This is a genomic window from Bacteroides sp. NSJ-39, assembly GCF_014287315.1.
Taxonomy (GTDB): domain Bacteria; phylum Bacteroidota; class Bacteroidia; order Bacteroidales; family Bacteroidaceae; genus Bacteroides; species Bacteroides finegoldii.
The window spans coordinates 1-13,218 of sequence record NZ_JACOOB010000021.1 but is presented as its reverse complement, the minus strand read 5'-3'; the positions used below and the strand labels follow the sequence as shown (position 1 = coordinate 13,218).

Below are 13,218 nucleotides of genomic sequence, written 5' to 3'. Positions count from 1 at the left end.
AGGTATAGTGCGTTGCCATTATATATTTAATAATTTAAAAATAAGTAAGATGCCAAAGATGAAGACTAACTCCGGTTCTAAAAAAAGGTTTACCCTTACCGGAACAGGTAAAATCAAAAGAAAGCACGCTTTTCACAGTCACATTTTGACTAAGAAAACTAAGAAGAGAAAAAGAAATCTGTGCTACTCTACAACTGTTGATACAACAAATGTAAGCCAGGTTAAGGAACTCTTAGCAATGAAGTAATCAAAAGCGTAAAAGTATTATTAAAGTATTAACCGAATGCATTAGCCTGAAGTTCGCTGCGTGAAGTAGCGGCGCTAACATTCAAAAAAAGTAAAACTATGCCAAGATCAGTAAATCATGTTGCTTCAAAAGCAAGAAGAAAGAAAATTTTGAAATTAACCAGAGGTTACTTTGGTGCAAGAAAGAATGTATGGACCGTAGCTAAAAACACTTGGGAAAAGGGTTTGACTTACGCGTTCCGTGACCGTAGAAATAAGAAAAGAAACTTCCGCGCTCTTTGGATACAGCGTATCAATGCAGCAGCACGTCTTGAAGGAATGTCTTATTCTAAATTGATGGGCGGTCTGCACAAAGCCGGTATTGAAATAAATCGTAAGGTTTTGGCTGATTTAGCTATGAATCACCCGGAAGCTTTCAAAGCTGTGGTTGCTAAAGCAAAAGCTGCTTAAGACTCAACAGTTTATGAATTACAAAGTGTCAGTTACTAGGCTAGTAACTGGCACTTTTTCTTTGCACGGCAGTGAAAACAGAATAAAAAAATGTTAGTAGGTAAACAAAATCCTTTTTTTTCTTGCTAATATCAAGGATTCTTATTACATTTGTGATACAAAAATATTAGCCGTATCGACTGGATCGGGAAACTCTTCAAATTAATCTGATGCACCGAGAAAGCTTCGTTCTTCAATGGCGGGCCACATCCTTCGGGACAGCTTTAAGCCGGTGGATTACAAAGAGGGCGAGCGCTCAAATCTTGTTCTATCAGAGTTTCATCACATCGTCGGTACGGCTTTCTTATATACTTTTCTATGATATTTTATTTCTCAGGTACAGGTAATTCAAAGTGGATCGCTAATCAGCTGTCTAAGGAACAAAAAGAGGATTTAGTTTTCATTCCCGACGCATTGAGGTGTGGAGTGTTGGAGTTTTGTCTCAAAGAGGAAGAAACGATCGGATTCGTGTTTCCTATTTACTCGTGGGCGCCTCCTGAGATTGTATTGAGCTTTATTCAAAAACTCTCGCTGAAGGGGTACAGAGGGCAGTATTTGTTCTTTGTATGTTCTTGTGGAGATGATACCGGCTTGACTCAACAGGTTCTGACGAAAGCGTTCAGACATAAGGGATGGGAATGTCATGCCGGCTTTTCAGTCACCATGCCTAACAATTATGTATTGCTTCCGGGATTTGATGTGGATAGCGAGGAACTGGAGAGGAAGAAGTTGGCAGAGAGCGTCGCGGAACTTAAAAGGATAAATACTTTGATCAGTAAAAGAGAACACTTGTTTTCCTGTCACGAAGGCAGTATTCCTTTTATCAAAACGAGAATAATCAATCCTTTATTCAATCGTTTTCAAATGTCACCTAAGCATTTCTATGTAACAGATGACTGTATCGGATGTAGGCGTTGTGAGAAGAATTGTCCGATGGAGAATATTACTATGTCAGAAGGGAAGCCGGTCTGGGGAATGAATTGCACCTCATGCCTGGCATGTTACCATGTATGTCCCCGGCAATCGGTGCAATATGGGAAAAGAACAAAAGGGAAGGGGCAGTATTTCAATCCCAATTCCGGCTATTGATCTTTGATTTTAATGCTGCAATGAGATAGGTCTTCGATGATTGCAAGGCTTTCTACTCTGACACCCTGCTCTTCCAGCACTTTGCGTCCGTTTTGGAATGCTTTTTCAATGATGAATCCCATTCCTACCAGATTTGCTCCGGACTGCTTAATGAGATCAAGAACACCTAATGCCGCATTTCCGTATGCAAGGAAGTCATCTACAAAAAGTATGTTGTCATTTGGAGTCAGAAAATCGGAGCTGATAACAACTTCGTAATCACGGTCTTTTGTAAACGAGTGGACGGTGGTACTTAGTGCATTCTGAATCGTTTTGGGAGATTTCTTTTTGGCAAATACAACAGGCAAATCCATCAGGTAACCTGTCATGATAGCCGGAGCAATGCCACTGGCTTCTATTGTCATGATTTTATTTACGTTTGTGGCTGCAAAACGGCGGACAAATTCGACTCCGATTGATTTCATCAGAACAGGGTCCATCTGGTGGTTGATAAAACTATCCACTTTCAGAATACCTCCTTCGTAACATTTTCCATCTTGCAGAATTCTTTTTTTGAGTAATTGCATATAATCTGATATTAATTAATAATGTGCTAATATGCCATTCCGGATGATGAAACAAAGGACGGCATATTAGCACATGAACTATTTTAGTCTTACTTGTTATCTCTTAAATCTTTCACACGAACGGCTTTCCCCTCGCTTTGAGGTAGAGAACCTTTCTTAACCAGTTTTACTTTGGGAGTAACCAGGATTTCGTCTTTCAGTTGGCGGGTAATATCCTTGCGTATTTTCTCCAATTCAATATAATTGTCGGTAGAAAGATCGCTCAGCTCCACTTCAACAATCATTTCATCCTGATTATTGATTGTTTCCAGCGTAATTAAATAGTTGCTGCCCAATTCGGGGAATTGTACTAGAATTTTCTCTACCTGCATCGGGAAAATATTGACTCCCTTGATGATAAACATATCGTCACTACGTCCTTTAATCCGGTCAATACGGATATGTGTACGACCGCAAGGGCATTTTCCCGGAAGAATACGGGTTAAGTCGCGGGTACGATAACGGATGAGCGGCATCATTTCCCGATCAAGGGTAGTGAGTACTAATTCTCCGGTTTCTCCTTCAGGAACAGGTTCGCCTGTTTCTGGATCAATGATTTCTACTAAGTAGCAATCTTCCCAAAAGTGCATTCCGTTCTGTTCCAGACATTCGAAAGCAACACCGGGACCGTTCATTTCCGTCATACCGAAGCTGTTGTATGCTTTAACACCCAACATCCGCTCTATTTTCCGACGTTGTTCATCTGTATGGGGCTCTGCACCGATTACCAAAGTTTTCAGTGTGGTGCCTCTTGGGTCTAGTCCTTCTTCCTGAAAGACCTCTGCAAGACGAATGGCATAGCTTGGTATGGCATGCAGAGCGGTTGTCTTAAAGTCATTGATGAATTTAATCTGCCGCTTGCTGTTACCGGCTGCGGCAGGAACGGTAAGACAGCCCAGACGTTCGGCTCCATATTGGAACCCTAGTCCTCCTGTAAACATTCCATATCCTGAACTATTCTGAAAAACATCTGTTTTACGGATTCCTACCGTATATAGGCAGCGGGCTACCAGATTAGCCCAAGAATCAAGGTCGTGTTGTGAGTGAACGATAACTGTCGGATTTCCGGTAGTACCACTGGAAGAGTGAATACGCACACCATCATTCCTCATATCTCCCGCCACCAGTCCGAAAGGGTAGTGGGCACGCATATCGGCTTTGGTCGTGAACGGTACTTTACGGATATCATCCAGCAATTGTATGCTGTCTGAGGTAATACCATGTTTACTGAAAACCTCCTTATAGTATGGAGCGTTTGCAGCGATACTGATTGTTTTCTTCAAGCGTTGAAGCTGCAATTCCCGCAACTTCTCCCGACTCATGGTTTCTATTTCTTCTTCCCAGTATTGTGTACTCATGGCAGTCTCTATTATTACATAAGCTTTTCCGCAATTTCCTTGCCGGCAGCCAATGCTTTAAGATTCATTTCTACAATTGCTTCCCCTTTACGTTGGAAAATCTCGCGAATGCTGTCCTGCACTTTTGCGTAGTCAATGCCAAGAAATGGAATTGTTGCTCCCAACAGGACGATATTGGCTACCCGTGCGGAACCGGCTTCTTTGGCTACTTTATCTACATTCAATACTATCTTATGAGGTAGTTTGTTGATTTCTGCCATTACTTTGTCCGTTTCCGGATAGTTGGGAATATTGACAAAAGGAGTTTCATTCGTTACCAGCCACCCTTCAGGGCTAAGGTAAGGAAGATATCGAAGGCCTTCCATAGGTTCCAGTGAGATAATAAGATCACATTTGCCGGAAGGAATCAAATCGGAAGCAATCGGCTGATCGCTGATGCGGAGGTTGGATTGAACGTCTCCTCCGCGCTGGCTCATTCCGTGCACTTCTGCTTGTTTCATATAAAGTCCTTCCTTTAAAGCGGCTTTACCGATTACGGTAGCAATGGACAAAATACCCTGTCCGCCTACTCCTGATAATATAATATCTTTTTTCATGGTTTACTTGCTTCTTTTTTTACGTGCTAATGTCTGGATACACTCTCTGCGTGGAATAATGACAGATACGCCACGATATTCGATTTCTTCGCGTATGATCTGTTTCATCTCTTCGTAATTCTTCTTCAAAGGAACAACCACTCTGATATGGGCGGGCTCTACACCGAGACCTGCACAGATTGCTTCGATACGTCCGGTTCCTGCAGAATCTTGCCCGCCTGTCATAGCGGTAGTCTCGTTGTCGGATATTACAATTGTCACATTGGCGTTTTCATTTACGCAGTCTAATAATCCTGTCATCCCCGAATGAGTGAATGTGGAGTCACCGATGACGGCTACGGCCGGAAACAGGCCACCGTCGGCTGCACCTTTTGCCATAGTGATAGAAGCACCCATATCTACGCATGAGTTGATAGCATTGAATGGCGCATTTGCTCCCAGTGTATAACAGCCGATGTCACTGAATACTTTATGTGCGGGATATTCCTCTCTGAGAACTTCAGTCAATGTGGTATACATATCGCGATGGCCGCAACCTTCACAAAGTGCGGGCGGACGCATCTCTACCACAGACGGAATGCCAAATTCGGATTTGTTCTCTTTGCCTACCGCACGGGCTACCGAGTCAGGATTCAGTTCTCCGTCTTGCGACAAAGTGCCGTCTAAACGTCCTTTTACCTTTATACCAATACCCAGATAACCTTTCAGTTGTTTTTCTACAAAAGGTTGACCGTCTTCCAAAACAAGAATCTCATCGCAAGACTCTACCAATTGATGGAGTTGCTTTTTCGGCAGTGGATATTGTCCGATTTTGAGTACCGGATATTCACAGCCTTCGGGGTAGTTTTCCATCAGGTAATTGTAACCGATACCACATGCGATGATTCCTAGTTTCTTGTTAGGACCATCTGTATATTTGTTGTACGGTGATTCTTCGGAGGCCTTTATGAACTCATCTTGACGTGAAAGTAATACTTTATAGCGTTTGCGGGCATTTCCCGGCAACAGGATGAATTGACGCGGGTCGTTGCTGAATGATATTCCATTCTGTGGTTTCTGTTCCTTGCGTTCTACTCCGGAACGGGAATGCGCAAGACGGGTTACCATACGCATTAAAATAGGTTCTCCCATTTTTTCGGAGAATTCAAAACCGCTGTACACCATGTCATACGCTTCCTGCTGATTGCTGGGTTCGTACATAGGAATGAGGGAAAAATCTCCGTAGAAACGGCTGTCTTGCTCGTTCTGTGAGGAGTGCATACTAGGATCGTCTGCCGCTATCACAATCAGTCCGCCTTTCACGCCGGTGATGGCAGAGTTGACAAAACAGTCGGCGGCCACATTCATACCTACATGCTTCATGCAGACTAAGGCCCGCTTGCCGACGAAAGACATACCTAAAGCAGCCTCCATCGCTGTTTTTTCGTTGGCACACCAACGGTTATGTATATTCCGTTCGGTCGTTATCGGGGCCATCTGAATATATTCCGTAATCTCAGTTGAAGGAGTGCCGGGATAGGCATAAACACCTGAGAGTCCGGCATCCAATGCAGCTTGTGCAATGGCTTCATCGCCAAGTAAGAGTTGCTTGCTCATATATTTCTTTTTATTTAGTGTTGATCACAGTTTGTTATTCTATCGGGCAAAGATAGACTTTTCAGTTCGTTTTATCACAAATTTACTTGAAAATCTTTCTTTCATTCAGCGCTTTCCAATATTTTCTTGCATTTGCCATGTGTTCGGCATAATTGGATGCGAAATTGTGAGTCCCGGAAAAGTCCTCTTTGGCACACATATAAATATAGTTGTGCTTGGTATAATTCAATACACTGTCTATCCCTTTTTTAGAGGGGATACGGATAGGCCCGGGAGGTAATCCGGTATTTATATATGTGTTATATGGCGAATCGATTTTCAAATGCTCGTTCGTAATACGTCGCAGACCAAAATCCTGTAGGGCAAATTTGATTGTCGGGTCTGCTTGCAGGGGCATATCTTTGTGCAGGCGGTTGATGTATAATCCGGCTACCATTGGCTTTTCTTCATTATTATTGGTCTCTTCTTCAACGATGGAAGCAAGTGTGCTGACTTCTTCCGGTGTCATACCGATTGCAGTGGCTTGTGCCAACCGTTCTTTGTTCCAGAAACGTTCATGCTCCTTTCTCATGCGTTCGATTAATTCATCCGCACTCATATCCCAGTATACTTGGTAGGTTTCGGGAATGAAAAGACCGGGCAAGGTTGCTTCTGTGTATCCTAGTCGGGCTTGAACGGTGGAATCAAACAACCGGCGGGCAATCTCGGCAGAATCGATCATTAACTGTTTGCCCATACTTCGTGCCAGTCGTTCTAAAGTACGGACACTTCCGACTGTGAGATTCATCGGCTCTTGGTAACCTCTGGAAAAACGGCTGTATACATGGTATACATTGTCGTTCGGACGGATGGCATAACGTCCCGTGTGTATATTCTGTTCGAGATTTTTGTATTTGGCCATCCAATGGAATCCGGTGAGTTTGTTGACATATCCGAACTTTTTTATTTTATTGGTAATAGAATCGGCCGTATCGTCCCGGTCTACGTAAATGTATACGGTTTTGGACGGATGGAATTGGGGAGCAAACAGATAGTAATAAATAGTCCCTCCTGCAATAACGCAAAGTAAAAATGTTCCAATCAGAATGGATAATAAAATAGTTCTCTTTTTTTTCTTCATCTTATGAGACGTTATTTTTGCAGCGTCAAAGATAAGAAGAATTTGAATAGGAGTGGTTTCTTTCTGAGATGAATCTTTTCTCTGCAACATTTTTGTCTTTATATTAAGTATTATACCCGGAAAAACAAAAATGTCACATTGCTGATAATTAGGTGTTTATGGATAAAAATAGGGATAAATTAAGATAAGTTCACAAAAAACGTCTAGATGTTTTTAGCTTTTTGAGAACAAAAAATGCATTTTTTCTGCAATAATTTGTCACTGAGTTACTTATATGATTTTGTAGCTATTAATGCTGTTCTATTGGGTTATAGTTGAACAACTGTGGAGAAGGACAAGTGTAATTGACAAGTTGCACAACAGTATCACGTTGGTTGCTCAACAGTAACAGCTTAATATCTCGGCAGGTTTTATTAATATGCCGTAAGGTTTTATTAATATATCACCGGATTTTATTTATTGGTAAAGAAGAAATCAATCGGTTCACTGCATGATTTTAAGATATAATACGGTATTTCTGATTAATTCGGCCATTGGAAATAATCTGCTTCTGCTTCTATTTTATTTTCTATTTCATCGGGAAGGACCGCAAAGAAATCCATGTTTGTAAGATGTTCAATACTATCTATTGTCACTGCGTATGTAGAAAGTGGCTCTACTGACTGTTTATTGTTGAATAAGAAACCGATAGCCCGCATAGGCTTTACGAAAGGGGAGAGGATTACCTTGAAAAACTGTTGGGGCACTACAACTTTATTTTTTCCGATCGTTTTGGGTTGTCCGGTTATAATAGGTCCGCATATAATGATAATGGCACTGTCTGCTATCGCCCAATTCCGGATTTTCTCTTCCAGATTTTTCCAACCTCTTCTGTTTAGTTGCGGGTGTTGCGGACACATATTGCTGAAGTAAAATGATTCTTTCATAGCTTGCGGACTCCATTTCATATCTGCAGCTGGTGCCATATGTCCTTTGTCGTATCCCGAATGTGCATAGTCTGTATTGGTTGCTATCAAGCCTCTGACCTGCGGGTCGGTAATAAAACGGTTACTTCTTTTCTCCTTTCCCTTTGTCTCTTTACGAGTCAATTCGTATGAAACCCAATTGGGGAGTTTTAAATCTTTATTGTAAGAAACGGTGTATCCGGTGTGATGGATGATCTGTTCTTGACGTCGGGTAAGTGACACCGGTATTTCCAACTCTTTAGTTGTCGGATTTTTACCTTCCGGCTTCTTGTTCTCCGGCTTTTGGTCAGATGAAGTTTGAAATGATGTGCTGGTCTGTGACTTTTCTTTTTGAGAAGTATCAATGCCCTGACAATATAAATAAACGCCGTAAAGAATAGGTATAAGTATAATGATGGTGATAATACATCCCAATTTATAATTGGAACGTGATTCTTTTTTGAATAATTTTCTGTTTTTGCCTTTCTTTCTTCGATTCATTGGTTTGCAGGTGATGATGGGGTTGTTTTTATTCTTCTTTTCTCATGCTGAATTCGCAACCGCAATATTGCTGATTGTAGAAATTATATTCTTTGATGATTGCGATGCGTCGTTCACTTAATCCGCCTTTACGCCAATTCTGTTCCCAATATGTGACATCAGGATAATGTGTCATGGCATATCGTCCGGCTTCATTTATCTGTTCCAGGCTTTTCCAACGGCTGGAAGCAAGGGTAGTGGTAATTACGGAGAAACCATGCTCGTGGGCATAACGGGCTGTTTCCAACAAGCGGCTCTTGAAGCAACGCAGGCAACGTCCTCCTCTTTCGGGTTCCTGTTCCATTCCTGCCATTTGGCAACGCCAGGCTTCGTGGTCATAGTCGGCGTCTACAATTTCCAGTCCTAATGATTGCGCATAACGGGTGCATTCATCTTTTCTTATGTTGTATTCTTCCTGTGGGAAAATATTGGGATTGCAATAGTAAATGACAGGGGTTATATTGTGTTGCATCAGACATTCGATGATAGCTGACGAACAAGGAGCGCAACAAGTATGAAGTAAGATTTTGTCGGCTTCTCCCGGAACTTCGAGTTGGAATTTCTTTTTCATGCGGTAAAGTTAGTATATATTTTGTCATACCATGCAACACTTTATAATTTATTCACAGGCGGAATTATCATTGATTATTGGGACAAAAAGTATCGAAAACAAAAGTTGTTATAAAAATAGCTCAAAAAATAGGCGGATTCTTTTTGTAGTTTCAAATAAAGCTGTAATTTTGCACGCCGTAAACGAGAGACAAACGCCGCTATAGCTCAGTTGGTAGAGCAACGCATTCGTAACGCGTAGGTCGCCAGTTCAAGTCTGGCTAGCGGCTCTCAAAAGGAAGTCTATTAACTATCTTGTATTTAGTTATTTAGACTTCCTTTTTTATTTACTGGTTCTTCAATTTAATTAGCTTTCAAACATTCTGCTACGTGCCAGCATACATGCACCAACAATACCAGCCTTATCTTTCAACTTGGATGTGATAATAGCTGAATCCTTGTTGACCAGATTCAGAGAGTATTTACGTACCGCAGTCTTTATAGGTTGGGTTATATAATCACTAGTCAACGACAAAGTACCACCTATAATAACCAATTCCGGATTAAAAATATTGATCAGTCCTGCAATTTGTTTTCCTAGCTTCTGTCCGATCTCTTCTACAATTTCGATACAGAGTAGATCTTCTTTGTTTACTGCCGCAATTATCTCATCAAGGGTTATGGGATCTTCTTCGGCAGCGATTCTAGTTGATAATATAGAGCTTTCTCCGTTCCGGATGCGTTCTAAAAGGATACGGTGAAGGGCAGAACCGGAAGCTTCGGTTTCTAAGCACCCTTTTTTGCCGCAGTGGCAGATAATTTCATTATCATAAGTACTCATGTGACCGAATTCACCGGAAAATCCTGATTTACCTGTATAAATCTTGCCATCTATGATAATTCCGATTCCCAATCCCCAACTTACGTTTACAAAGATAATATCTTTTTCTCCTTTTACGCAGCCTTGCATATACTCTCCATAAGTCATAGCCCGCGTATCGTTATCGACAGTAACTTTGTAGCCCAGTTTCTCAGACAACACATCTGCCAATGGTCTTTCTTCGAAATTGAACTGACTGAAACTGTATCCAGATTCAGGATTCACGCGTCCCGATACATTTACATTAATATTTAAGATTTTCTCTTTGTTGATGGTGAGCTTTTTTATAAAATTGATAATCAGCTTGCATAATTCATTCATTCCCTCAATTGAATTCTCAAAATTATAAGGTATGTTCATTTTCAGTTCTACCATATCGCCTTTAAAATTTATCAGGCCGATATTGACTGCAAATCTTTTGATATCTACACCTAAAAAGTAACCGGATTCGGGATTAAGTCCATAAAGGTTCGGATGGCGCCCGCCACTGGTCTCCAATTTTCCATAATCATTAATATATCCGTCATCACACATTTCGCCAATAAATTTGGTGACGGTTGGTACACTCAAATCCAGCTCTTTTGAAAGATCGGGAATTGTAGAACTGCCATTATATATATAATGTGTAATAATTCTCTTTTTGACGAGAGCGCTTTTAGAGCCCTTTTCTATTTCTTTCAAGAATTGTTGGTTCATATGTTTGGTTATTTGGTAATATCTACAAAGATAATTAATTTTTTTATTAAATGTGGCGTTTTGTGTGGGAAAAATTAGAATCAAGTGGGCGATGTTCTCTTTATTGCTTTATGCATATAATAAGGTATAGGATTCACGATTCATTATTTACTTTTGTATATCAAGTGTATAGAGTCTCTATTATCTTTTATTCTGATCGTTTTTGAACTTATATTTGTGAATTATATGTTTAAATGTAACTTTATTAATAAAATATTTTATTATATATTGTTTATTTAATAAATATGCCTATATTTGTAGCGTGATATTAATTAAAACACATTGTGACTTCAATAGGTTAACATATATACAAAGTAGAAAAACCAAAAAATTAAAGCTATGGAAACAAATAATCGTAGAGATTTTCTAAAAAAGGCGGCCTTGGCCGGAGCGTCAGCTTTGGTGGCTCCTTCTTTATTTGCTACCGGTGAAGAGGGGAGTGAAATATCTATTCTTAAAAATGAGGAGAATGGGTTGGAGAATAATTTAATTGTTCCTAAAAATAATGGTCTGAAAATAACAGGAACTTTTCTGGATGAAATCTCCCATGACATTCCTCATCAGAATTGGGGAGAAAAAGAATGGGATATGGATTTCCAACACATGAAAAAGATTGGAATAGATACGGTGGTAATGATTCGTTCCGGTTATCGGAAATTTATAACTTATCCTTCACCTTATTTATTAAAAAAAGGATGCTATATGCCATCAGTTGATTTGGTAGATATGTATTTGCGTCTTGCTGCTAAATATAATATGAAGTTTTATTTTGGTTTATATGATTCAGGACGATATTGGGATACGGGTGATTTAAGTTGGGAGATTGAGGATAATAAATATGTGATAGACGAAGTCTGGAAAATGTATGGAGAGAAGTATAAAAGTTTTGGAGGCTGGTACATTAGCGGAGAAATTAGCCGGGCAACCAAAGGCGCAATCGATTCATTTTATACAATGGGAAAGCAATGTAAAGATGTTTCGGCCGGGCTTCCTACTTTTATTTCTCCTTGGATTGATGGCAAGAAGGCGATTATGGGAACAGGTAAACTGACAAAAGAAGATGCAGTTTCTGTACAACAACACGAAAAAGAATGGAATGAAATTTTTGATGGTATTCATGAGGTGGTAGATGCATGTGCTTTTCAAGATGGACATATTGATTATGATGAATTGGATGCTTTCTTTTCTGTCAATAAAAAATTAGCAGATAAGTATGGGATGCAATGCTGGACAAATGCCGAATCTTTTGATCGTGATATGCCTATTCGTTTTCTACCCATTAAGTTTGATAAACTTCGGATGAAATTGGAAGCTGCCAAGCGTGCCGGATATGATAAGGCTATAACCTTTGAATTTTCTCATTTTATGAGTCCGCAATCTGCTTACTTGCAAGCAGGGAATTTGTATAACAGATATATAGAATATTTTGAAATAAAATAATATTATGCAATCTACTATTAATTTTGGCTATCTTATATTCCTTTCTGTTGTGGCTGCTTTGGGCGGTTTTTTGTTCGGATATGATACGGCAGTTATATCCGGTACAATTGCTCAGGTTACTCAGCTTTTTCAACTGGATGCATTGCAGCAGGGATGGTATGTAGGGTGTGCGTTGGTCGGTTCAATCATTGGAGTCCTTTTTGCCGGTATTTTGAGTGATAAATTAGGGAGAAAATTGACTATGGTTATTTCTGCTATTCTCTTCTCCGCATCGGCTTTAGGATGTGCTCTCTGTACGGATTTTACGCAATTAGTGGTGTATCGTATAATTGGGGGTGTCGGGATAGGCGTTGTTTCCATAGTGTCTCCTCTTTACATTTCGGAAGTTTCAGTAGCACAGTATAGAGGGCGTTTAGTCTCTTTATATCAACTGGCTGTGACCGTTGGCTTCTTAGGAGCTTATCTGGTTAATTATCAGTTGTTGGCTTGGTCGGAAAGTGGTGCTTTATTGGGTGTTCCTCTATTAAATAAGATATTTATAACTGAGGTATGGAGAGGTATGTTAGGCATGGAAACGTTACCTGCGATATTATTCTTTATAATCATATTTTTCATACCGGAGAGTCCTCGTTGGTTAATTGTACGAGGGCAGGAGAGAAAGGCTATAAATATTCTGGAGAGAATCTATAATTCGATTACAGAAGCGACGAACCAATTGAAAGAAACTCAATCAGTTTTGACTGCTGAAACAAGCTCAGAATGGTCGTTATTGATGAAACCTGGCATTTTGAAGGCAGTAATTATAGGTGTATGCATTGCTATTTTGGGACAATTTATGGGAGTCAATGCGGTGCTTTATTATGGTCCTTCTATTTTTGAGAATGCAGGACTTTCAGGAGGTGATTCTCTTTTTTACCAAGTTCTGGTAGGACTTGTTAATACTTTGACCACCATTTTGGCTCTTGTCATCATTGATAAGGTGGGCCGCAAGAAGCTGGTTTATTATGGAGTTTCGGGAATGGTTGTTTCTC

General features: G+C 40.2%; 13 protein-coding genes and 1 tRNA gene. 6 read left to right on the top strand and 8 right to left on the bottom strand.

Going from position 1 to position 13,218, the window contains the following annotated elements; all coding sequences use genetic code 11:
- Positions 1-49: 49 nt before the first annotated feature.
- The 3 genes from rpmI (at position 50) to H8S63_RS17400 (ending at position 1,824) form a co-directional block, all read left to right on the top strand.
- Complete coding sequence (rpmI, locus tag H8S63_RS17410) at positions 50-247, top strand: 50S ribosomal protein L35 (protein ID WP_004326827.1); 198 nt, start codon at positions 50-52, stop codon at positions 245-247.
- Between the two features lie 98 nt (positions 248-345).
- A complete protein-coding gene (gene rplT, locus H8S63_RS17405) occupies positions 346-696 on the top strand; it encodes a 50S ribosomal protein L20 (protein ID WP_004297540.1) in 351 nt (116 codons plus the stop codon).
- Positions 697-1,053: 357 nt separating this feature from the next.
- Positions 1,054-1,824 carry an EFR1 family ferrodoxin gene (locus H8S63_RS17400; protein ID WP_186927489.1) on the top strand — a complete coding sequence of 257 codons (771 nt, stop codon included), beginning with the start codon at positions 1,054-1,056 and terminating at the stop codon, positions 1,822-1,824.
- On the opposite strand, the gene xpt is transcribed toward H8S63_RS17400, so the two are convergent.
- The 7 genes from xpt to H8S63_RS17365 all read right to left on the bottom strand — a co-directional run bounded on the left by xpt (position 1,818) and on the right by H8S63_RS17365 (position 9,154).
- Positions 1,818-2,390 (bottom strand): xanthine phosphoribosyltransferase, encoded by a 573-nt coding sequence (gene xpt / locus H8S63_RS17395; protein ID WP_007753774.1) that lies wholly within the window; start codon positions 2,388-2,390, stop codon positions 1,818-1,820. The two genes, H8S63_RS17400 and xpt, sit on opposite strands and share 7 nt — an antisense overlap.
- Positions 2,391-2,479: 89 nt before the next feature.
- A complete protein-coding gene (locus H8S63_RS17390) occupies positions 2,480-3,787 on the bottom strand; it encodes a phenylacetate--CoA ligase (RefSeq protein WP_186927488.1) in 1,308 nt (435 codons plus the stop codon).
- 14 nt (positions 3,788-3,801) lie between these two features.
- On the bottom strand, positions 3,802-4,383 hold the full coding sequence (locus tag H8S63_RS17385; protein ID WP_186927487.1) for an indolepyruvate oxidoreductase subunit beta: 582 nt from the start codon (positions 4,381-4,383) through the stop codon (positions 3,802-3,804).
- A gap of 3 nt (positions 4,384-4,386) precedes the next feature.
- Entirely contained in the window at positions 4,387-5,979 is a 1,593-nt protein-coding gene (locus H8S63_RS17380; protein ID WP_186927486.1) for a thiamine pyrophosphate-dependent enzyme, read from the bottom strand.
- A gap of 82 nt (positions 5,980-6,061) precedes the next feature.
- Positions 6,062-7,099 (bottom strand): endolytic transglycosylase MltG, encoded by a 1,038-nt coding sequence (gene mltG, locus H8S63_RS17375; RefSeq protein WP_186927485.1) that lies wholly within the window; start codon positions 7,097-7,099, stop codon positions 6,062-6,064.
- Positions 7,100-7,620: 521 nt separating this feature from the next.
- Positions 7,621-8,544, bottom strand: coding sequence for a DNA/RNA non-specific endonuclease (locus tag H8S63_RS17370; RefSeq protein ID WP_186927484.1), 924 nt, complete (start codon positions 8,542-8,544; stop codon positions 7,621-7,623).
- Positions 8,545-8,572: 28 nt separating this feature from the next.
- Positions 8,573-9,154: an epoxyqueuosine reductase QueH gene (locus H8S63_RS17365; RefSeq protein ID WP_143864628.1), complete on the bottom strand. Its 582-nt coding sequence runs from the start codon at positions 9,152-9,154 to the stop codon at positions 8,573-8,575.
- 195 nt (positions 9,155-9,349) lie between these two features.
- Between H8S63_RS17365 and H8S63_RS17360 the strand changes: the two genes are divergently transcribed.
- Positions 9,350-9,422, top strand: a tRNA-Thr gene (locus tag H8S63_RS17360).
- A gap of 77 nt (positions 9,423-9,499) precedes the next feature.
- On the opposite strand, the gene H8S63_RS17355 is transcribed toward H8S63_RS17360, so the two are convergent.
- Positions 9,500-10,708 carry an ROK family transcriptional regulator gene (locus tag H8S63_RS17355; protein ID WP_007753806.1) on the bottom strand — a complete coding sequence of 403 codons (1,209 nt, stop codon included), beginning with the start codon at positions 10,706-10,708 and terminating at the stop codon, positions 9,500-9,502.
- Between the two features lie 378 nt (positions 10,709-11,086).
- On the opposite strand from H8S63_RS17355, the gene H8S63_RS17350 reads away from it, so the two are divergent.
- Positions 11,087-12,187 (top strand): DUF4434 domain-containing protein, encoded by a 1,101-nt coding sequence (locus H8S63_RS17350; RefSeq protein WP_007753807.1) that lies wholly within the window; start codon positions 11,087-11,089, stop codon positions 12,185-12,187.
- 4 nt (positions 12,188-12,191) lie between these two features.
- Positions 12,192-13,218: sugar porter family MFS transporter (locus H8S63_RS17345; RefSeq protein ID WP_186927483.1), on the top strand; the 1,027-nt coding region annotated here is incomplete at its 3' end.